Genomic DNA, 19,652 nt, shown 5'->3' on the forward strand with positions numbered 1-19,652 from the left:
CTCTCGCCTTCTCTTTTGGACTTCCACCGGTCTCCATCCACAGGCTCACAGGGTCCCGGCACAACAACGCACTGGGTGGGTGATGCGGAACGAACGCGGTTTCTGCCAGCCCCTTCCCCGCACGCCTCCGTCCCGGTTCTTCACTCTGCACCCGCCCCGGGTGGCGGATCCACTCGGAATCCCTGTTCGCGCAAACGTTGGCAAAAGCCGGGCAACTGCTCCCGCTGTTCTGTCAGGACCTGCCGAAATTGGTCCCTGGCCGTTTGGCCGTCCTTGTGGCGGCAGAATCGGCGGATGATCCGTTCGCTCCTTTCCCGCAGCCCCTGAACGTTCTTTTGGTGGAGTCGGCGCAGCTCCTCCTGGCGTTTGGGCTCTATCTGCCCTTCCTGGACGATCACTTCCAGGTGGGCGCGCAAGGGCTCGTCGTACCACTGGGAGAGAAGACGGTGCGTCTTTTCCAACAATCCCTTTTCCAGCTCGCTCCAGAAAGCCTCCAGGGATTCCAGGTCGTCGTCGGTCCCGTGGGATCGGGCGGCCTGCTGGACGAAAAAGATGAAATCGATTTCCAGGTATTCCAGCAAGATCTTTTGAAGATCCTCCGCCAGGGCGTCGAAACACTTGGCCAGGTAGCGACGGCGGTAGCCCTGGCTGAACACAACCCCGTGGTTTCGTTCGAACTTGGGAAGGAAGGCGATCTTTCGGTCGCAAAAGCGCTGGACGTAGGCCACCATGTCCTGAAAGTAGGCCTCCACGGTCTTACCCTTTTTGGGAGGCTTGGGCAGGTGCTCCAGTTCGTACTCCAGCTCCAGCTTGAGCTGGCTGCCCAGACGCCGGTCTCTCAAAAAGGAAAGAACCATCAAAGATCCTCCAGGATCGGCCGGTACGGCCCCACCGCCTCCAACAGGGCCAGTCGGTGCCGGCGGATGCGGAGGTAGAGTTCCACCACCCGCCTCTGGACCCGCCCGGGCTCTTCAGAAAGCCTTTGAGCCTGCGGCTCACACAGAAACCAGACACACACGTAAGGGCGCTGGATGCGGGCAAGGGCGCATCCTCCGGGCCCCAGGTAACGGCACGGCTCTCCCGTCCGGGTCCGGGTCTGGCCCGGGGGCGGGGCCTGTTCCAGGGCCAAAAGATAGAGCATGTCCGCCAGGTTGTAAAAAATGCCTCCGGCGGTGCAACAGGGGTCCCGGCAATCGGGGCATGTGTCGGCACATAGGGCTTCCATCCACGGGTCCAGCTCTTCCACGGCCCGGCGGATGGATCGGGCATGTGCCCGGAGCTCTGCTTGCACCTCCCGGGGTAGGATCCTTTCAGCCCCGGCAAAAAAATTCCGCCACCGTCCGTCGGAAAGGGGGTGGCGGAAGGAACTGGATTCTTCTTCCATCATGGCTCGGCGAAGGCGGGCTACTCCACGAAGTCGTGTTCGATGGCGCGAACCACCAGGACGGGGCACGGAGCCCGGAGAACCACGGTGTTGGCCACGCTGCCCAGAAGGACGCTGGCCAGAGCCGACCTTCCATGGGTTCCCACCACGATGAGATCCATGCCGTGTTCCCTGGCGTATTGGATCACTTCTTCGGAGGGGCGTCCTTTCCGGATCTCGAAATTCAGTTCCGTCAGGCCTTCCCGCCAGTCCTGGGGGACCATCTGCTGTAGTTCCGCTTCGCGTTCGGTCACCATCTTGCGCATGACCTCCACGAAGTCCCCCTTGTAGCCCTTGACGCTCAATTCGTGGACGGCGTCGATGATCCGCTGGTTGATCACGTGCAGCAGGGTCAGGGAAGCCTTCCTGTCTTTGGCCAGTTCCACCCCGTACTTGACGGCCTTCTGGGAATATTCGGAAAAATCCACCGGCACCAGAATCTTTTCCACTCGAATCATATCTCGCTCCTGCTGAAAGCTGGACTCACTCTTCCCTCAAGGGTTCAAGCGGGCACCCCGGGCAGGACGGCTTGCGTCCGCAGTGTTCGTGTCCCACCCGAACCACCAGTGCATGGAATTCCTTAAAAAGATACACATCGGGTTCCAGGGCGTCCATAAAATAGTTGCGCAATTCTTCGTAGCTCACCTCTTCGGGCACCCAACCGTGACGGGAAAAGACCCGGTGCGTGTAGGTGTCCACCACGAAGGAAGGCTGATGGGCGGCGTAGAGCACGATGCTGTCGGCGGTTTCCGGCCCGATGCCGTTGAGGGACAAGAGCTCCCGGCGCAGTCCTTCCATGTCCTGGGTCAGGAAGGCCTCCAGGTCCCCCTGCCAGCGCTGCGCCACGTGCCGGCAAAAGGTGCGCAGGCGCCTGGTCTTCTGGTTGTAGTATCCGGACGGGCGGACGCACTGGCGCACCTGGTCCTCATCCGCCTGGAGCAGCGCCTGCAATTGCAGTAGGCCCGCCGCCTTTAGATTGTCCATGGCCCGTCTCACGTTCTTCCAGGCCGTGTTCTGAGTCAGGATGGCCCCCACGATGACCTCGAAAGGGGTGTCCGCGGGCCACCAGCCCTGCGGGCCGTAGGCCTGGCGAAGAGTGGTGTAGATCTGGTGCAGCAGCCGGCTTCGGGCAGAGGACATCACGGCAGGCCCACCCCTTCGATCTTGCGGCCGCAGGCCGTGCAGTGCCCTCGGCGGAGCCCCACGTTGTGCATGGCAAAACCGAACCGGCGAAGGACGGTGACCCCGCAGCCGGGACACAAGGTGTTTTCTCCTTCATCTCCAGGGATGTTTCCCGTGTAGACGTAATGCAGCCCGGCTTCCCGTCCGGTCCGGCGGGCCGCCTGCAGGGTCTGAACGGGGGTGGATCGCCGGTCGGTGAGCTTGTAGGTGGGATGGAACCGGGTGACGTGCCAGGGGGTTTCCGGGCCCAAGGACGCCACGAAAGCGGCCAGTTCCTTCAGTTCTTCCGGATCGTCGTTCAGCCCGGGAATGATGAGCGTGGTCACTTCCACCCAGACCCCCAGGCGTTTGAGGGTTCGGAGAGTCTCCAAAACGGGCTCCAGGCGGGCACCGCATTGATCCCGATAGAAGCGGTCCCGGAAAGACTTGAGATCCACATTGGCGGCGTCCAATACCGGCGCCAGTGCTTCCAGGGCCTCGGGGGACATGAAGCCGTTGGTGACGAAGACGTTGGTCAAGCCGGCGGCCCGGGCCCGGGAGGCCACCTCCAGGGCGTATTCCATGAAAACGGTCGGTTCCGTGTAGGTGTAGCTGATGCTGGCGCAGCCGGCCTTGAGGGCTTCTTCCACCACCCTGTCGGGCGAGGCTTTGCTACCCAACACCGCACCATGTTCCCGGGGGAGCTGGGAAATGTCCGCGTTCTGGCAAAAGAGGCAGCGGAAGTTGCAGCCCGCGGTGGCGATGGAATAGCTTCTGGAACCCGGTTGGAAGTGGAAGAGCGGCTTCTTTTCGATGGGGTCCACGTTGGCCGCAACGAGGCGGCCGTAGACCAGGGAATAGAGCGTTCCGCCTTCATTCCGGCGAACCCCGCAAATCCCTGCCTTCCCTTCCTTGATCACGCACCGGTGGCAACACAGGGCGCAGCGGACCGCCTCGTCTTCCAGTCTCTCGTAGAAGCGAGCTTCCTTCATGGGCGTCAGTCCTCCGTCACAGCGCGTTCCACCCGGCGCCCTGCCCCATGGTCGGCGGAGGGCTGGGCTTGCGCCAGCAGGAGATCTGGGCATGGGGGCGTCCGGGGTTCATGACCTTGTCCATGAGCGGTTCCTGGAGCGGCCGGGTCAAGGGGCGCAGGTCGATGCGCATGGCGATGAAGTGACCGAACGGATGCACCTGGAGCCAGGGAGCGCTTTCGAGAAAGGCGGTGTGGGCAAGGGTGCTCAGGGGCAAGAGGAAACAGGTGCGCCACACACAGGGAGGGGGACCGTGGAGGATGGAGCCCGCCATCCTTCGGAGCTGGGGTACGGAGTAGAAGGAGGCCTTCCGAAAAAGCGAGGGTTTCCACAAAAATTCCAGGCGCCGGTAAAGGCCGCTCAGGGACCACTTGTTCAAAACCCCCAGCAGCACGTGCTTTCTGGCCACCCGGCACGCCTCCGCCAGGGCCGCCTGGGGCTTGTCCACGAATTCCAGGGTGGTGATCAGGGCCACTGTGTCGAATTCATTGTCGCTGAAGGGTAAATCTTCTGCAAACCCGTGTCGGACGGAGATCCTGTCCGGCAGGCGGCGCTGCGCCTCCAGGACCAGCTCCCAGGACGGCTCCAGACCCGTGACCGCGTGGCCCCGTTGGCTGAACCACCGGAGAAAGAAGCCCGTGCCGCAGCCCACCTCCAGGACGCGCTGGGGGCCCACCGGGGCCCAGACGCGCTCCAGCAGCAGGCGTTCCAGCCGAAGCGCCGTCCGGCCCGGTTCACTCTGGGCCCAACGTTCCATCCTCAAGGCGTCTTCCAGGCGAAAGACGTATCCCACGGGCCTATCCTCTAAGTGAAAGGATTGGGAGGGATGTCCCCCCGGCTCTCTTTGGAAAAGGGGCGCGTCATCCAGTCCGCTGCCCGCCGCGCCTCACCCATCACTCCAAGACGGCGCCTTGGGCTCCGCTGGTGACCATCCGAGCGTAACGGGCCAGATAGCCATGGCGAATCCTGGGCTCTTTGGGCTGCCACCGGGCGCGACGCGCCTCCAGGGTGGCCTCGTCCACCTTGAGTTCCAGCTTCTTGCCGGGGATGTCGATCACGATCTCGTCGCCCTCTTCCACAAGGGCAATGGGGCCCCCGGCGGCCGCTTCCGGGCTGATGTGCCCGATGGCCGCGCCCTGGGTTCCGCCGCTGAAGCGGCCGTCGGTGATGAGCGCCACGTCCTTGTCCAGGCCCCGGCCCACGATGGCCGCCGTGGGGGTGAGCATCTCCTGCATGCCCGGACCGCCCTTGGGCCCTTCGTAGCGGATGACCACCACGTCGCCCGGGCGGATCTGACCGATCAGGATGGCGGAGGCCGCCTCGTTTTCGCTTTCAAAGACCCGTGCCCTTCCGGTGCGTTGCATCATCTCATGGGCCACGGCGCTCTGCTTGACCACCGCGCCCTGCGGAGCCAGGTTGCCGTACAGGATGGCGATGCCCCCCTCCTGATGGTAGGGCTTGTCCAGGGGCCGGATCACGTCGTGGTCCACGGCCTTCACCCGTTCCAGGTTGGCTCCCACTGTCTGTCCGGTCACGGTTTGGGCGTCCAGGTGGATGAGACCGCCCTTGGCCAGCTCCCTCATGACGGCCTGGATGCCGCCCGCGGCGTTGAGATCTTCCAGAAAGTGCGGGCCGCCGGGTCGCAGGCTGCACAGATGGGGCGTCTTGGCACTCATGCTGTTGAAAAGATCCAGATCCAGGGTGATGCCGGCCTCGTGGGCGATGGCCGGCACATGGAGCACCGTGTTGGTGGAACAGCCCAGGGCCATGTCCACGGCAATGGCGTTTTCGAACGATGCCTGGGTGACCAGATCTTTGGGGAGCTTGTTCGCGGCGATCAGGTCCATGATCTTCATGCCCGCCGTCTTGGCCAGGCGAAATCGGGCGGCCGAAACCGCCGGGATGGTCCCGTTGCCGGGAAGAGCCAACCCCAGAGCCTCGCTCAGGCAGTTCATGGAGTTGGCCGTGAACATGCCCGCGCAGGATCCGCAGCCGGGACAGGCGCAGTCCTCCAGCTCTTCCAATTCCTCCGTGGAAAGGGTTCCCGCCTTGTGGGCACCCACGCCCTCAAAGACGGAGATGAGATCCACAGGGCGACGGCCCACCCGGCCCGCCAGCATGGGCCCTCCGCTCACCAAAAGGGTGGGGATGTTGAGGCGGAAGGCGGCCATGAGCATGCCGGGGATGATCTTGTCGCAGTTGGGAATGAGCACCAGGGCGTCGAAGGGATGGGCCGTGGCCATCACTTCCACGCTATCGGCGATCAATTCCCGGCTGGCCAGGCTGTAGCGCATTCCGGCGTGATTCATGGCGATGCCGTCGCACACGCCGATGGTGGAAAACTCCACGGGCGTTCCGCCCGCCATGCGCACCCCGGCTTTGACGGCTTGGGCGATCTTGTCCAAGTGGATGTGGCCGGGGATGATTTCGTTGAAGGAGTTGACAATGCCCACAATCGGGCGCTCCAGTTCTTCTCGGGTGTAGCCCATGGCCTTGAACAAGGAGCGATGGGGCGCCTTTTCCGGTCCTTTCTTCATGAGATCACTTCGCATGGTAGCCTCTCTCTTTATGGTCGGCAGACAGATAACGGCCAAAGGAGCTTGTCCGATCAGGGCCCTGCGGCTCAACACTACGGGAAGTTTCCCTTCCCACCGTGGCCGCGGGGCGTTGACCCGCAAAAAGGGCCATCGTCACCACCATTCCATGGAGTGCCCGGCAATGGCCCATGGGATGTCCCGGGATCCTTCCCCGCAGCCGTTCTCCCCCCACCCGATGGCGGCCCGCTGGGACCTGGGTGGAAAAGAAAAAGAGTCGCAATGTTCACCACTTGCCCCGTCCCCGTGAGGGTACTGTAACCCTTCCGGTGTTGGCAAGGGAAAAGGAACGGTCACTGAAGTGGGAACGCCAAGGATTCCTTCCTTGACAATGCGATTGCCAATTCTATATCAACAAACACGTCATGTGACTTTGTTGTGCACCAATACGAAGGAGGTGGGCGTCATGGATATTGAAAGCGGCAAGGCGCTTTATCCCATCGGCATCGTTGCCGAATTGCTCAACATCCATCCCCGAACCCTGCGGATCTATGAGCAGGAAGGCCTGATCAAGCCTGCGCGCCGGGGGGGCAAGCGTTACTATTCCAACAACGATCTCCAATGGCTCAAGTGTCTGCGGCGTCTACTCACCGAAGACGGCTTGAACATTGCGGGCGTGAAGAAGCTGCTCACGGTGGCCCCCTGCTGGGAGATTCGAGGCTGCGATCAAGAGGTTCGAAAGAGCTGTCCGGCCATCCTCAACTTCCCGGTCCCTTGCTGGGATCTGGTGCCGAGGGCGTGTCAGGAAAAGGGCCGGGTCTGCGCCGAGTGCGAGGTCTACATCCAGAGGAAGAACCACGTGATGATGCAGAAGTGTTCTGCCGAAAAGGAAGGGGGCCCGATGTGAGCCGCCGTGAGGTGAAACATGCAGGTTTTCTGTTCGGCCCCGTGCCTTCCCGGCGCCTGGGCCGGTCCTTGGGCATCGATGTCATCCCCGCCAAAACCTGTTCCCTCGACTGCATCTATTGCGAATCGGGCTCCACCACCCACCTGACCCTGCGAAGGCGCGCCTTTTTTGCGCCCGATCCGGTGATGGCCGAGCTGGAGGCGTTTTTGCGCCGACATGGCGCGGCGGTGGATGTTCTCACCTTTTCGGCTGCCGGCGAGCCCACCCTGTACCAACCCCTGGGAGAGCTGGCGGGGGCGATCAAGCGTCGTTTTCCAGAGTTTCCCCTGGTGATGCTCACCAACGGAACGCTTTTGTGGGATCCCGCCGTGCGCCGGGATCTGCTGCCATTCGACCGGGTGATCCCGTCCTTGGATGCCGCTGACGAAGAAACCTTTGCACGACTCAATCGCCCCCATCCCCGCCTGGAATTTCAACGTGTGCTGGAGGGGCTTCGAGCGTTCCGAAGGGATTATGGGGGCCAATACCACCTGGAGATCGTACTGGCGCGCGGTGTGAACGACAGCCCCGAGCACCTGCATCGCCTGGCGCGTCTGGTGGAAGGGATCGGGCCGGACCGAGTGGAATTGAATACGGTGGTGCGGCCCCCTGCCGACCCGGTTGTTCAGGGGCTTGAGCCCCATGAGATGGAGCGGGCGGCCGTCCTGTTTCCCGCCGGATGCACGGAAGTGATCGGATCCTTCCGCTCCCGCCAAACGGAGTCGTCCTGCGATGACCTGCCCGATCGGATCGTGGCCTTGGTAAGGCGCCGCCCGTGCACCCCGGAGGAGACAGCCGATGTGCTGGGCGCTCCGGTCGAGCGGGTTTTGCAAGCCGTGGTGGATCTGGAAAGGGAAGGCCGTCTGGTGCGGCGTCGGTTCCACGGAGGGGAGTTTCTGTGTGGGGAGACCGGCACCCGTGATCCATAATGCGAGACCCCAAAAAACCGGCTCCTCTCGCGGGTGCGGCTCGGACTGCCCAGGGGCTGTTTTTTCCGGCGGGGATCGCCCCGGGGCGGGAACGGACCCTGCCCTGTTTCCTTCCACGCCCGGCGGGGACCGATCGTGGAGAGGCTTCAATTGATTCTCTGTTTCATCTGCCCTTATACTTAAGACCGGTAGATCATCCCGTAGATCATCCGGTACCTTTCCAATCGTTGAATGGGGTGGTGATCAAGCGTGGGGAACCCTGCAGACGGGTGGCGGTGAACCTGTGGTCGCGTTCAGGAGGATGCCGTGAGGACCTTGGATGTGGGCGTGGATGTGGGTTCGGTCAGCATCAACTGCGTGGTGGTGGAAGACGGTGACAGGGTTGTCTGGGAGGCTCCCTATCGGAGGCATTTCGGCCTGGTGATCCCGGAGACCCGGGGCCTTCTCCAGTCCGTCCTGGATCGATTCGGCGGCGAGGCCGTCCGGTCGGTGAGTTTCACGGGGGTCCATGGAGAGCGCCTGGCCCGGCTCCTTTCGGCTCCCTACGAAGTGGAGACGGTGGCACAAGTCCTGGGGGCGGTGCACGTGGTGCCGGGCGTTCGCACCATCATCAGCATCGGAGGCCAGGACGCCTGCCTGTTCCAGTTGGACTACGACGGAGACCAGTGGTACCTGGAAGCCTTCAACATGAACGGCCCGTGCGCGTCCGGCACCGGTTCCTTCATCGACCAGCAAGGCGAGCGGTTGGCCACGTCCTTGTACGGTCCCCGCTTCGAGATGAGCCAGGAAAAGATCCAGAAGACCCTGGACGACTTCATCCGGCTGGGGCTGCAATACACCAATCCGGCTCCCGTGGCCTGCCGGTGCACGGTCTTCACCAAATCGGACATGATCCACCTGCAGAACAAAGGCGAGCCCCTTCCCAACATCATCGCCGGACTGCACTTCGGCAACGCCGCCAATTATGTGAGCACCATTGTGGCCAATCGTCAGGTGCGCGAGCCCATCGTCTTCATCGGCGGCATGGCGTCCAACCGTCTGCAGGTGGAAGCCTTCCGCAGGTATTATCCATCGCTCCAGGTGCCGCCGCACCATACGTGCCTGGGGGCGCTGGGGGCGGCCCTTCAGGCCCACCGAGCCGGCCTTTCCAACCGGGTGGAACTGGATCTTCTGGCTGAGGGCTCGGCCGGGGAGGCCCTGGAGTCCTTCCCGCGGGCTCCCCGGCTGGAGCTGCACCACACCCGTTTCGATCCCCAAAACGATCTGGAGCCCTGGGGGCGGGTGGAAAAGAACCCGCTGCCCGTCTTTTTGGGGGTGGACATCGGATCCACCACCACCAAATACGCCCTGATCGACGGCGACGGGGTGATCCGCCACAAGTGCTATGTGCAGACCCAGGGAAAGCCCATCCAGGTCACCCGAAGGCTTTTGCAGACCCTGCTGGGTGAGGTGGGCTCCCGCGTGCGGATCCTGGCCGTGGCCACCACTGGTTCCGGCCGAAACGTGGTGGGGGATTTTCTGGATGCGGATCTGGTCATGGATGAGATCACAGCCCATGCTCGGGGGGCGGTGGCCGTGGATCCTCTGGTGGACACCATCTTTGAGATCGGCGGGCAGGATTCCAAGTACATCCGGATCGACAACACCCATCCCCTGGATTTCGACATGAACAAGGTGTGTGCCGCCGGAACGGGCAGCTTTCTCCACGAGCTGGCCAACAAGATGAAGATCAATATCGTGGGGGAGTTTCAGGAGATTGCTCTGTCGGCGCAAAATCCCGTGCACCTGGCGGAACGGTGCACGGTCTTCATGGAATCGGACCTGTTCGGCTACTACCAGAAAGGGGCGCGGCGGGATGATTTGATCGCGGGTCTGTGCTACGCCGTGGTGCACAACTACCTGAACCGGGTGGTGGGAAAGCGGCGCATCGGTCAGCGCATCATGTTCCTGGGCGGCCCGTCGCTCAATAAGGCCGTGGTGGCCGCCTTCGAAAGGGTCCTGAATCGACCCCTCATCGTTCCCCGGCACCGGGAGGTGATGGGGGCTTACGGAGCGGCCTTGGCGGTGAAGGAGGCCTTGGAGCGGGGGGAGGTGTCTCCGAAGGAAAGGGATCTGGAGAGGCTGGCGCAGGCCCAAGTGAGTTTCGTGGAATCCGTCTGCCGGGCGGACCGCGCATGCCACAACGAGTGCAAGCTCAAGATCTACGATTTTGCGGGCCGAAAGAGTGTCTGGGGAGGGGACTGCGGCCGATATGAGGTGAGTCATCACCGGGGTCCCAAGGCGGAAAACGCCTTTGAGATCCGCCGCCGGCTCTTTGGGGAGGCCCTGGATGCCTGGGCGGTGCGAGCCGACGAGATGGAAAGGTCGTCCGATTCCCAGGAGGCCGCTTGGAAATCCCCAAGCGCTCGGAACGCCTCCCGCCCCACGGTGGGCGTCCCCCTGGGGCTCCACGCCCTGGAGTGGGGGCCCTTCTGGGTGCGACTCTTGGCCGGACTGGGATTGCGCGTGGTGGTGAGTCCCCCCACGGACACCCGCATGGTTCGGGCGGGCCTGGAATCCATGACGGCAGAGACCTGCTTTCCCGTCAAGGTCTTCCACGGCCATGTACGTTTCCTTGCCCACAAATGCCATTACCTCTTTCTTCCCAATGTGATCGACATGCCGGGGCCCCGGCCGGACGAGGCGGGCATGTTCTGTCCGCTGGTGGAAAGTTCCCAGTATATGGTGCGGGCGGCTCTTGGACTCGACGACGGCCACATCATCCGCCCGACCTTGTATCTGCGGGAGGGGCCGGATGCCCTGGCGCCCGCCGTGCACCGGAGCCTGCCGGCCTCCTTGGGATGCAGCCCGGAGCAGGTGGCCCGGGCGGTGCGCCAGGCTTGGGACTACCAAAAAACCTTCCGGGAACGACTCCTGGAGGCGGGCCGGGACTATCTGGAGCGGATTCCCCACGGGGAGCCCGTTTGGATCATCACGGGGCGACCCTACAACTTGCACGATTCACGGCTCAATCTGCAGTTGGGCCGCCACCTGGCCCGACTGGGCATCTGGGCCATGCCGGCGGACATGATCGCCGTGGATGACGAAGACTTGAGCGATTTTCCCCGCATGTACTGGGGACTGGGAGCCAGAATCCTGCGAACCGCCAAGAAGATCGCCCGCACGCCGACCTGGTTCGGCGTGCACATGACCAACTTCAGCTGCGGCGCCGATTCGTTTCTGGAGCATTTCTACAAGCATGTTCTGACCCACAAGCCGGCGCTCATCCTGGAACTGGACGAACACAGCGCCGTGGCCGGGATGCTCACCCGCGTGGAGGCCTACCGCAACGTGGTGAAAAACGTGTGCCGCGAGACCCTGGAGATGGGCGTTCCCGAGGCCTTCGGGCAATGGATCAGCAATTGACAGCCGCCGTGCCGGGATAGGGGAAGTAGGCGATCACCATCACGGATCATCTCCGGTGGAGGACCATGGACGCCAAGAAGACGGATACCGCTCGACTTCGACTGGTGCAGCGCTTGGACGTGACGGGCCGGGTGTTGTTACTGCCTCGCATGACCCCCTTCGGGACCCGGTTTCTGGCCGCCAGCTTTCGGGCCTTCGGGGTTCCCGCCGTGGTCATGGAAACCTACAAGGGGCTTTCCCTGGGAAAGGAATACACGTCGGGAAAGGAATGCTTTCCCTGCCAGGTGACCCTGGGAGACATCCTGTATTTTCTCCAGGGGGAAAAGGAGCGGCTGGGTTCCCGGTTCGATCCCCGCCGCTACGTCTATTTTTTGCCGGAATCGGACGGTCCGTGCCGGTTCGGGATGTACAACAAGCTGCAGCGCCTCGTTCTGGACACCTTTCCCGAGTACCGCGACATTGCCATCACCTACCTTTCCACCCAGGACGCTTACTCCGTGGCGGGACTCCTTCCGGCTCACAAAGCCCGCTACTTCCGGCGGGTGGCCTACGTGGCGGCGGTCATCGCCGACGTCTTCGACCGCATTGTGTGGCGGGTGCGCCCTTACGAGCGTACGGCCGGGATGACCGACGCCTTCATGGAAGAGGCTGCCTGGGATATGGAGGCCCTCCTGGAGCGCGTGGGGGAGGCCCGGGATTTCCAGGCGCTGCTGGACCGGGTGGAGGAAGTGGCCCGCAGGGCCGCCGGTTTCGTGGATCCGGGGATTGCCCGCAAACCCCGGATCGGCATCGTGGGGGAGATCTATCTTCGGACCCATCCCGAATCGAACCAGGACATCGTCCGGCAGATCGAACGGCATGGGGGCGAGGTGGTGGACGCGTCCATCGCCGAATGGATCAATTTCGTGAGCCACGAACGGTTGCGCAAGATGAAGCGTCAGGCCGCGCTGGCCTTTCGCCGCAAGGACGGCAGATCGCTCAAGGAGGCCGTGCGGGCCGCCGGATTGCAAAAGGTGGAAATCGCCTACCAGGCCTGGCGTCTCAAGCAGGTCTACGACCGGGTGCTCCGCCACCTGGACATTCAACCCGATCACTCCATCCGGGAAATCGAGAAATTTCTGGACGGCGGAAGGCATTTTTCCTTTGAAATCGGAACGGAAGCCGCCTTAAGTATTGGCGGGGCGTTGGCCCACGTTCACGAAGGGTTTCACGGCATCGTCAACGTCTTTCCCTTCACGTGCATGCCCAGCACCATCTGTTCGGCGATCCTCAAACCGATCCTGGCCCAAAAGCGCGTGCCCTACCTGGACGCGCCCTACGACGGGACGGTCCAGCCGAACCGGGAAGTGGCCCTTCGAACCTTCGTCTATCAGGCGCGCCAATATCGAGATCGCCAACAGAACGGGAACCGAGAAGTATGACACCACAGCATCTACTCATCAACGCCGTCCATCCGGAAGAGTTTCGCGTGGCCCTGGTGGAGGGGCAGTCTTTGGAAGGCTTTTTCATCGAGACGGCCACGCGCGGCAAGGTGGTGGGCAACATCTACAAAGGCATCGTGGTCAACGTGCAGCCCTCCCTGCAGGCCGCCTTCGTGGACTACGGAGCGGACCGCAACGGCTTTCTGCCCATCTCTGAAATCCATCCCGATTATTATGCCACCGAGGTGGAAGGGCATCCCAGGATCCAGGATGTGCTCAAGACCGGCCAGGAGGTGCTGGTCCAGGTCACCAAGGAGGAGATCGGGACCAAGGGGGCGGCCCTCACCACCTACGTGTCCATTGCAGGCCGCTACGTGGTGATCGCTCCGGGTCAGAGCCAGCGGGGCGTGTCCCGAAAGATCGAGGATGAAACCCAGCGCGAGCGGCTTCGCGAAATCGCCCAGGAGCTGGAACTTCCTCCAGAGATGGGCATCATCCTGCGCACGGTGGCGGAAGGCCGCACCAAACGCGAGATTCAAAAGGACCTTCGCTACCTGATGCGCATCTGGGATGAAATCCTCAAAAGGGTCCAGGAATCCCAGGCGCCCTGCCTCATCTACCGGGAGCGGGATCTGGCCATCCGGGTGGTGCGCGACTACTTCACCCCGAGCATCAAGACCATCTGGGTGGACGACATGGAGATTTTCAAGCGGGTGAAGGAATTTTTGCGGATCATCAGCCCGCGCCACCAGCGCGTGGTCAAATTCTACAAGGGCGACGCACCGCTCTTCAACAAGTACAACCTGGAGGACCAGATCGACCAGCTCTTCCAGAAACGGGTGCCGCTCAAGTCCGGTGGCTACCTGATCATCGACCCCACCGAGGCCCTGGTGGCCATTGATGTCAATTCGGGCAGGGCCACCCGGGATTCGGCCCTGGAAGAGAGCAGCTACCGGGTGAACCTGGAGGCGGCCCAGGAGATTCCCAGGCAACTGCGCCTGCGCGACCTGGGTGGGCTCATCGTGGTGGACTTCATCGACATGCGAAGCCGCCAGCACATCCGCAACGTGGAAAGAAGGCTTCGAGACGAAACCAAAAAGGACAGGGCCAAGATCAAGGTGGGACGCATCTCCCAGTTCGGCCTGCTGGAGATATCGCGCCAGCACCTGGGGCTCAACATCCAGTTGGGTTCCTACAGAGACTGCCCCTATTGCGAAGGAACGGGGATGGTGCGCTCCACGGAAGCCTCCGCCGTCTGGTACCTTCGCAAGATCTGGAACGGGCTGCTCAAGGACGAGGTGGTGGCCGTGCGGGGCCGCTTTTCCACGGACGTGGCCCACTATCTGCTCAACCGCAAACGCAATGACCTGGTCTATCTGGAGGACCATTTCGGAAAGGAAATCACCATCCAGGCCTCTTCCCAACTGGCTCCCCACGAAGGGCACCTGGAATTCATCACCGTGGAGACCCCGGAAAAAGACGAAAAGAGCGAAACCGCAGGGGCCTGAGCCGCCTCGGGGATTTTTCGCGTCGTCGGCCGTTTTCGTGAAGGCAGGGGCCCGGCGCCTCATGGGAGGCAGCCCGCGGCCAACGCTGGCCTCAGACAATCACGAATTTCTTGATGAGGTGCACCACCTCGTCCGGCTCATCCACCACCGTGACCAGATCCGGGTCGTCGGGGGAGATGAGGTGCCGGGCCAGGAGCGTGTCCTGGATCCATTGGAGCAGTCCATTCCAGTAGTCGCTTCCCACCAGGATCACGGGAAAGGGCTTGATGCGCTTGGTCTGCATGAGAGTGAGGGACTCGAAGATCTCGTCCAGGGTGCCGAATCCCCCGGGCATGCCCACGTAGGCCTGGGCGTACTTGACGAACATCACCTTGCGCACGAAGAAGTACTTGAACTTCACCTGCACATCGGCGTAGGGATTGCCCTCCTGTTCCATGGGAAGTTCGATGTTCAACCCCACGGACCGGGCACCTCCTTCCCGGGCTCCCTTGTTGCCGGCTTCCATGATGCCGGGCCCTCCGCCGGTGATGATGTTGTAGCCTTCCTGGGCCAGCTTTCGGGCGATTTCCACGGCCCTTTCGTAGTCGGGATCTCCGGGACGCACCCGGGCCGAACCGAACATGCTCACCGCCGGGTAGATGTCCGCCAATAAATCAAACCCGTCCACAAATTCCGCCATGATCTTGAACAGTCGCCAGGAATCCTGAACCGTCATTGCGTCTATGAGGTATTGGCGTTCATTCATGTGCTCTTCTCCCATGATGTGATGGATGATACCAATGGGGCCGCGGAAGGCTAGCCTATCACAGTGGGAGCCCGGGCCCCAAGGGCCGTGCAATCCGCCCCCGGAAGAGGGGCTTGGAGCTTGTCCGAAAATGGCCTTTCAGCCTTTTCGGGAGATTCCCAGTTGGGTGACATTCCACTGTGCCCTGTGGCTCTTTTTTTTTGCTTTGGTGGGGCGGGTTCGGAACCCGCCTCTATCTGCGGCCTAGCCAGGTCGGCAGCGCAAGCCCGCCTGGTAGTCCCAATCTCCCGTCTGCACAAGAAAGGAGCAGTCCGGGCGTTCTCAGACAGGCTCCTCGATCGTCTTCCCTCCCCTTGCACTGTTTCTCTCTGCTCATCGGAAAGATGCTGGAAAGATGTTGAAGGGTGATGGAAAATTCGTTATCAAGCCCATGCGCCACGTGGTGCATACCAAGCGACTTTTCTCCAGACGGAAACGGAGGCCCATCGTTTATGGAAATGAAAGAATTCATCAGAACCGCCCTCAGGAAGGTGAGCCGGAAGTTGGAAGCGGGCACCCTGGACCGGAACGAAGAGGGCTATTCCTTTGAGGAAGAGAAGCTGTTGGACTGGATTTGGATTGAACTCAAGGAAGAGGCGCCGGATAAGGATGCCGTCATCCAGATGGAGCTGGACGACTTGTACGAGATTATCGAAAGCGATGCCAAGCTCTACGACGAGTACCAGATTCTTCTGGAGTCCCTGAAGCCGGCGGAAGAGTAGCGGGACAATCCGGAATCCCATGAACAGGGAGCGCTCCACGGGGGGCGCTTTTTTTGTTGGGGCGTGGTGGTCCCCGGAAAGAGTGGAAGATGGACCAAGTGCAACTGAAGCCGGGCGCGGAGCGAAGGGTGCTCCAAGGGCACCGCTGGATCTTCAGCAACGAAGTGGACGGCTCCCTCAAGGCGTACCGGCCGGGCCAATGGGTGGACGTGGTCTCCTCCAAGGGCGTGCCGTTGGGTTCGGGCTACATCAACCCCCACTCCCTCATCGCCGTGCGCCTGGCGGGGCCCACCGGGCTGAGACCGGATCGGGCGTGGCTGGAGGAACGTCTCCGCCGGGCCCTGGACTACCGGGAACGCGCCTATCCCGGTGAGAAGACCTATCGGCTGGTTTACGGCGAATCGGACGGGCTTCCCGGGCTGATCGTGGACCGCTATGAGCAGGTGCTGGTCACCCAGGTCACCACGGCGGGCATGGCCGCCCTGGAGCCCATGGTGCACCAGGTGCTGGTGGATTTCTTCCAGCCCCGCGCCCTGGTGGTTCGAAACGACACCCGCGCGCGCCTCCTGGAAGGCCTTTCGTTGGAAAAACGAGTGAGCCACGGGGTTGTGGCGGAACCCGTCCAGGTGCCGCTCCACGGGCTCAGCCTGACCGTGGATCCTCTGAACGGCCAAAAGACCGGACTCTTCCTGGATCAGCGGGACAACCGGGAAGCACTTCGCCGGTGGGTGAAAGACGCGGAGGTGCTCGATCTCTTCTGCTATCAGGGGACCTGGAGCCTGGTGGCCGCGGCGTCCGGGGCCCAAAGGGTGGTGGGGGTGGACCAGTCCAAGGAAGCCGTGGAGCGGGCGGCCCGGGATGCGGCCGCCAATGGCCTGGACGATCGGTGCCGGTTCCACGCCTCGGAGGTGCTGGACTTTCTCAAACGGGCCGGCCGAAACGCCTTCGATGTGGTGGTCCTGGATCCCCCGGCCTTCGCCAAGACCAAGGGTGCTGTCAAGAACGCCCTTCGAGGCTATACCGACATCAATCGGCGGGCCCTGCTGGCGCTGCGGCCGGGGGGTGTCCTGGTGAGCTGTTCCTGTTCGTACCACGTTTCCCAATCGGCCTTCCAGCAGATGCTGGTCCGAGCCGCCCAGGCGGCGGGAAGGATGGTGCGGGTGCTGGAAGTCCGAGGCCAGGCCCTGGATCATCCCGTTCTGGCCGCCATGCCGGAAACCCGCTACCTGAAGTGCTTCTTCCTGCAGGTCCTGGAAAGATGACCGCGCGACCGACTTCGGACGCCGGCTTTACAAGAGAGCGGGAAATGGATTAACTAGGAAGGCAAGGAACTGCCACGCTTTACCATTAGCCCACGGCGGCTTTCAACGGGCATGATGGAAAGGTTCCTGCACCGCATCGAACCGCCAAGGCTTAGCTGAAGGAGTTGTCCATGACACGCTGGTTCCTGAAACGACTTGTGCACGTCGTCCCCGTTTTTTCTCTCGTCGTCCTGTCCTTTTTCTTTACGGGTCCGGTGGGCGCCCAAGATCCGGGTCCCACGGACGTCATCAAGAGCGGCACCGAGCGGGCCCTGGCGATCCTCAACGTCTGCCGGGACGAAGAGCCCGACCAGGTGCGCCGGCAACGGCGGGAACAGATCAAACAGATCGCCTATGACTATGTGGACTTTGAAGAGATGGGCCGGCGCGCCCTGGGCCGCCACTGGAAAAAGCTCACACCGGCACAGCAAGACGAGTTTCTTCGACTGTTCAAAGACCTGCTCTACTTCACCTACATCGGTCGGGTGGACACCTACACCTGCGGCCAGACCCAGACCATCGCCTATGACGAAGAGAGGATCCTGGGCCGCTACGCCCTGGTGAAGACCCGCGTGTCCTACCAGGACAAGATGGTTCCCGTGGAATACCGCATGATCCGAAAAGACAAGGGCTGGATGGTCTACGACGTGGTGATCGAAGGGGTGAGCTATGTGAACAACTACCGCAAGCAGTTCGATTCCATCCTGGTGAACAAGTCGGTGGACGATCTGTTCGCCCTGCTCAAGGAAAAGGTCGCCGAGTTGGAAAAGAATGACAGCCTTGGGGCCGGAAGGACATCGAAAGAGGCTTCGTGAGCGGTTCCTTCGAAGCGGACTGGAGGGGTTCCATGACCACGAGGTTCTGGAACTTCTGCTCACCTTCGCCATCCCCCGCCGGGACGTGAAACCCGTGGCCCGGGCCCTCCTGGAGCGGTTTCAGTCGCTGTCCGCCGTTTTGGACGCCTCGGCGCAGGAACTGACCCGCGTGAACGGCGTGGGCCCCCACGCGGCCCTGCTCCTCACCCTGCTTCCCCGCGTTCTGGAAAGATACCATCGGGATCGGTGGCGATCCGTCACCACACTGAGTTCCACCCGGGAGGCCGTGCGCTATCTCCAGGGGCACCTGGAGGCGGAGCGCAAGGAGGTCTTCTGCATCCTGGCTCTCAACAGTCAGAACGGCCTGATCGCTGTGGAGCGGATCCAGGAGGGAACCGTCAATCGCACCGCTGTCTTCCCCCGCCTGGTGGTGGAGGCGGCCCTGAGGCACCGGGCCACGGCCGTGATCCTGGCCCACAACCATCCCAGCGGGGAACCGGAGCCGTCCGTGGCCGACCGGCAGCTCACCCGCAAGCTGCGCCGCCTTTTGGGGGATCTGGACATCGCCGTTCACGATCACATCATCCTGGCGGGCCCCCGCCACTATTCCTTTGCCGAAAGAGGAGAGATGGACTGATGGAAGCGACCATGCCGGCCGTGGTGGTGCGCGAAACGGAAGGCAAGGGCGGCTGGAACGCCCTGGAGCTCGCCCGGGTGCCCCGTCCCGTGGTGCCATCGGGGGAGGTGCTGGTACAGGTGGAAGCCTGCTCCGTCAACCGGGCGGATCTGCTGCAGCGCCGCGGTCTCTATCCTCCTCCCCCGGGCGCTCCGGACATCCCGGGCCTGGACCTGGCGGGCTACGTGGTGGAAGGGGGGCCGACGCAGGTTTCCTGGCAGCAGGGCGATCGGGTCTTCGGCGTGGTGGCCGGTGGCGGTTATGGGCGATACTGCGCCGTGCCCGCGGAACACCTTCTTCCCATCCCGGACAACCTTTCCTTTGTGGAAGCCGCGGCCGCCGCGGAAGTCTTCGTGGTGGCCCATCTCAACCTCTTCCTGGAAGCGGGGCTGGGTCCCGGAGAGAGGCTGCTCCTGCACGGGGGCGGAAGCGGCGTGGGAACGGCCGCCATCCAGCTGGCCAAGGCCCGAGGCGCTCAAGTGGCCGTCACCTGCGGCGAAGCTTGGAAAATCAAACGATGCCGAACATTGGGGGCGGACCTGGCGGTCTGTTACAGGGATGAGGATTTCTGGGACGCACTCCGCCGGTGGTCCGGAAACCGGGGTGTGGACGTGGTTCTGGACTGGATCGGCGCCCCCTACCTGGAAAGGCACCTGGATCTTCTGGCTCTCCGGGGGCGCCTGGTCTTCATCGGGCTCATGGGCGGCCACCAGGCCCACTTTTCCCTGGCCCCCCTGCTCACCAAGCGGCTCCGCCTGGTGGGGTCGGTGCTTCGTAGCCGGTCCCGGGAAGAAAAGGCGAAGATTCTGTCCGACTTCCAGCACCACGTGCTGCCTCTGCTGGCTCGGGGGGACGTGAAGCCCGTGGTGGACCGGATCTTTCCCATCGCCGAGGCGGAAGCGGCCCATCGGTACTTGAAGGATGGAAAGCATTTCGGCAAGATCGTCCTGTGCTGGAAGGACGACGGCGGGCGCCATGGCGCCGATCTGGTTTGAA

18 protein-coding genes are annotated in these 19,652 nt (G+C 62.7%); 10 read left to right on the forward strand and 8 right to left on the reverse strand.

What is annotated here, in order from left to right; all coding sequences use genetic code 11:
* Positions 1-140: 140 nt before the first annotated feature.
* The 7 genes from B9A12_RS00990 to ilvD all read right to left on the reverse strand — a co-directional run bounded on the left by B9A12_RS00990 (position 141) and on the right by ilvD (position 6,167).
* Positions 141-857 carry a hypothetical protein gene (locus tag B9A12_RS00990; RefSeq protein ID WP_084055677.1) on the reverse strand — a complete coding sequence of 239 codons (717 nt, stop codon included), beginning with the start codon at positions 855-857 and terminating at the stop codon, positions 141-143.
* Complete coding sequence (locus B9A12_RS00995) at positions 857-1,291, reverse strand: hypothetical protein (protein ID WP_139796424.1); 435 nt, start codon at positions 1,289-1,291, stop codon at positions 857-859. Before B9A12_RS00995 ends, B9A12_RS00990 begins: the two co-directional genes overlap by 1 nt.
* Positions 1,292-1,404: 113 nt before the next feature.
* Positions 1,405-1,881, reverse strand: a complete 477-nt coding sequence (locus B9A12_RS01000; RefSeq protein WP_084055679.1) for a universal stress protein — start codon at positions 1,879-1,881, stop codon at positions 1,405-1,407.
* Between the two features lie 25 nt (positions 1,882-1,906).
* Entirely contained in the window at positions 1,907-2,563 is a 657-nt protein-coding gene (locus B9A12_RS01005; RefSeq protein ID WP_084055680.1) for an endonuclease III domain-containing protein, read from the reverse strand.
* A complete protein-coding gene (gene amrS / locus B9A12_RS01010; protein WP_084055681.1) occupies positions 2,563-3,576 on the reverse strand; it encodes an AmmeMemoRadiSam system radical SAM enzyme in 1,014 nt (337 codons plus the stop codon). Before amrS ends, B9A12_RS01005 begins: the two co-directional genes overlap by 1 nt.
* A 16-nt stretch (positions 3,577-3,592) precedes the next feature.
* On the reverse strand, positions 3,593-4,408 hold the full coding sequence (locus tag B9A12_RS01015; protein ID WP_084055682.1) for a class I SAM-dependent methyltransferase: 816 nt from the start codon (positions 4,406-4,408) through the stop codon (positions 3,593-3,595).
* A gap of 100 nt (positions 4,409-4,508) precedes the next feature.
* Complete coding sequence (ilvD, locus tag B9A12_RS01020) at positions 4,509-6,167, reverse strand: dihydroxy-acid dehydratase (protein WP_084055683.1); 1,659 nt, start codon at positions 6,165-6,167, stop codon at positions 4,509-4,511.
* A gap of 448 nt (positions 6,168-6,615) precedes the next feature.
* Between ilvD and B9A12_RS01025 the strand changes: the two genes are divergently transcribed.
* The 5 genes from B9A12_RS01025 (at position 6,616) to B9A12_RS01045 (ending at position 14,358) form a co-directional block, all read left to right on the forward strand.
* Positions 6,616-7,056: a MerR family transcriptional regulator gene (locus B9A12_RS01025; protein WP_212636778.1), complete on the forward strand. Its 441-nt coding sequence runs from the start codon at positions 6,616-6,618 to the stop codon at positions 7,054-7,056.
* Entirely contained in the window at positions 7,053-8,024 is a 972-nt protein-coding gene (locus tag B9A12_RS01030; protein WP_170920251.1) for a radical SAM protein, read from the forward strand. The genes B9A12_RS01025 and B9A12_RS01030 overlap by 4 nt, the downstream gene beginning before the upstream one ends.
* A 306-nt stretch (positions 8,025-8,330) precedes the next feature.
* Positions 8,331-11,429: an acyl-CoA dehydratase activase gene (locus B9A12_RS01035; protein ID WP_084055685.1), complete on the forward strand. Its 3,099-nt coding sequence runs from the start codon at positions 8,331-8,333 to the stop codon at positions 11,427-11,429.
* A 65-nt stretch (positions 11,430-11,494) separates the two neighbouring features.
* The gene (locus tag B9A12_RS01040) at positions 11,495-12,850 is read left to right on the forward strand and encodes a CoA activase (RefSeq protein ID WP_084055686.1); all 1,356 of its coding nucleotides are present in this window, start codon (positions 11,495-11,497) and stop codon (positions 12,848-12,850) included.
* Entirely contained in the window at positions 12,847-14,358 is a 1,512-nt protein-coding gene (locus B9A12_RS01045) for an Rne/Rng family ribonuclease (protein WP_084055687.1), read from the forward strand. Before B9A12_RS01040 ends, B9A12_RS01045 begins: the two co-directional genes overlap by 4 nt.
* 91 nt (positions 14,359-14,449) lie before the next feature.
* Here the strand turns inward: B9A12_RS01045 and B9A12_RS01050 are convergent, their stop codons facing one another.
* Positions 14,450-15,103: an LOG family protein gene (locus B9A12_RS01050; protein ID WP_084055688.1), complete on the reverse strand. Its 654-nt coding sequence runs from the start codon at positions 15,101-15,103 to the stop codon at positions 14,450-14,452.
* A 491-nt stretch (positions 15,104-15,594) separates the two neighbouring features.
* Between B9A12_RS01050 and B9A12_RS01055 the strand changes: the two genes are divergently transcribed.
* From B9A12_RS01055 to B9A12_RS01075, 5 genes are all read left to right on the forward strand, one after another.
* The gene (locus B9A12_RS01055) at positions 15,595-15,864 is read left to right on the forward strand and encodes a hypothetical protein (RefSeq protein WP_084055689.1); all 270 of its coding nucleotides are present in this window, start codon (positions 15,595-15,597) and stop codon (positions 15,862-15,864) included.
* 89 nt (positions 15,865-15,953) lie between these two features.
* On the forward strand, positions 15,954-17,126 hold the full coding sequence (locus B9A12_RS01060) for a class I SAM-dependent rRNA methyltransferase (protein ID WP_084055690.1): 1,173 nt from the start codon (positions 15,954-15,956) through the stop codon (positions 17,124-17,126).
* Between the two features lie 170 nt (positions 17,127-17,296).
* On the forward strand, positions 17,297-17,980 hold the full coding sequence (locus B9A12_RS01065) for an MlaC/ttg2D family ABC transporter substrate-binding protein (RefSeq protein WP_084055691.1): 684 nt from the start codon (positions 17,297-17,299) through the stop codon (positions 17,978-17,980).
* The gene (gene radC / locus B9A12_RS01070) at positions 17,937-18,617 is read left to right on the forward strand and encodes a RadC family protein (protein WP_084055692.1); all 681 of its coding nucleotides are present in this window, start codon (positions 17,937-17,939) and stop codon (positions 18,615-18,617) included. Before B9A12_RS01065 ends, radC begins: the two co-directional genes overlap by 44 nt.
* Positions 18,617-19,651 (forward strand): NAD(P)H-quinone oxidoreductase, encoded by a 1,035-nt coding sequence (locus B9A12_RS01075; RefSeq protein WP_212636779.1) that lies wholly within the window; start codon positions 18,617-18,619, stop codon positions 19,649-19,651. The genes radC and B9A12_RS01075 overlap by 1 nt, the downstream gene beginning before the upstream one ends.
* The last annotated feature ends 1 nt before the right edge of the window (position 19,652 follow it).

It is taken from the genome of Desulfacinum hydrothermale DSM 13146, from assembly GCF_900176285.1.
Taxonomy (GTDB): domain Bacteria; phylum Desulfobacterota; class Syntrophobacteria; order Syntrophobacterales; family DSM-9756; genus Desulfacinum; species Desulfacinum hydrothermale.

Bases quoted from the DNA above. Each gene is read 5' to 3' on its own strand.
- B9A12_RS00990 (WP_084055677.1), bottom strand. From the start codon at position 857: ATGGTTCTTTCCTTTTTGAGAGACCGGCGTCTGGGCAGCCAGCTCAAG.
- B9A12_RS01000 (WP_084055679.1), bottom strand. From the start codon at position 1,881: ATGATTCGAGTGGAAAAGATTCTGGTGCCGGTGGATTTTTCCGAATAT.
- B9A12_RS01005 (WP_084055680.1), bottom strand. From the start codon at position 2,563: ATGTCCTCTGCCCGAAGCCGGCTGCTGCACCAGATCTACACCACTCTT.
- amrS (WP_084055681.1), bottom strand. From the start codon at position 3,576: ATGAAGGAAGCTCGCTTCTACGAGAGACTGGAAGACGAGGCGGTCCGC.
- ilvD (WP_084055683.1), bottom strand. From the start codon at position 6,167: ATGCGAAGTGATCTCATGAAGAAAGGACCGGAAAAGGCGCCCCATCGC.
- B9A12_RS01025 (WP_212636778.1), top strand. From the start codon at position 6,616: ATGGATATTGAAAGCGGCAAGGCGCTTTATCCCATCGGCATCGTTGCC.
- B9A12_RS01040 (WP_084055686.1), top strand. From the start codon at position 11,495: ATGGACGCCAAGAAGACGGATACCGCTCGACTTCGACTGGTGCAGCGC.
- B9A12_RS01045 (WP_084055687.1), top strand. From the start codon at position 12,847: ATGACACCACAGCATCTACTCATCAACGCCGTCCATCCGGAAGAGTTT.
- B9A12_RS01050 (WP_084055688.1), bottom strand. From the start codon at position 15,103: ATGAATGAACGCCAATACCTCATAGACGCAATGACGGTTCAGGATTCC.
- B9A12_RS01055 (WP_084055689.1), top strand. From the start codon at position 15,595: ATGGAAATGAAAGAATTCATCAGAACCGCCCTCAGGAAGGTGAGCCGG.
- B9A12_RS01060 (WP_084055690.1), top strand. From the start codon at position 15,954: ATGGACCAAGTGCAACTGAAGCCGGGCGCGGAGCGAAGGGTGCTCCAA.
- B9A12_RS01065 (WP_084055691.1), top strand. From the start codon at position 17,297: ATGACACGCTGGTTCCTGAAACGACTTGTGCACGTCGTCCCCGTTTTT.
- radC (WP_084055692.1), top strand. From the start codon at position 17,937: ATGACAGCCTTGGGGCCGGAAGGACATCGAAAGAGGCTTCGTGAGCGG.
- B9A12_RS01075 (WP_212636779.1), top strand. From the start codon at position 18,617: ATGGAAGCGACCATGCCGGCCGTGGTGGTGCGCGAAACGGAAGGCAAG.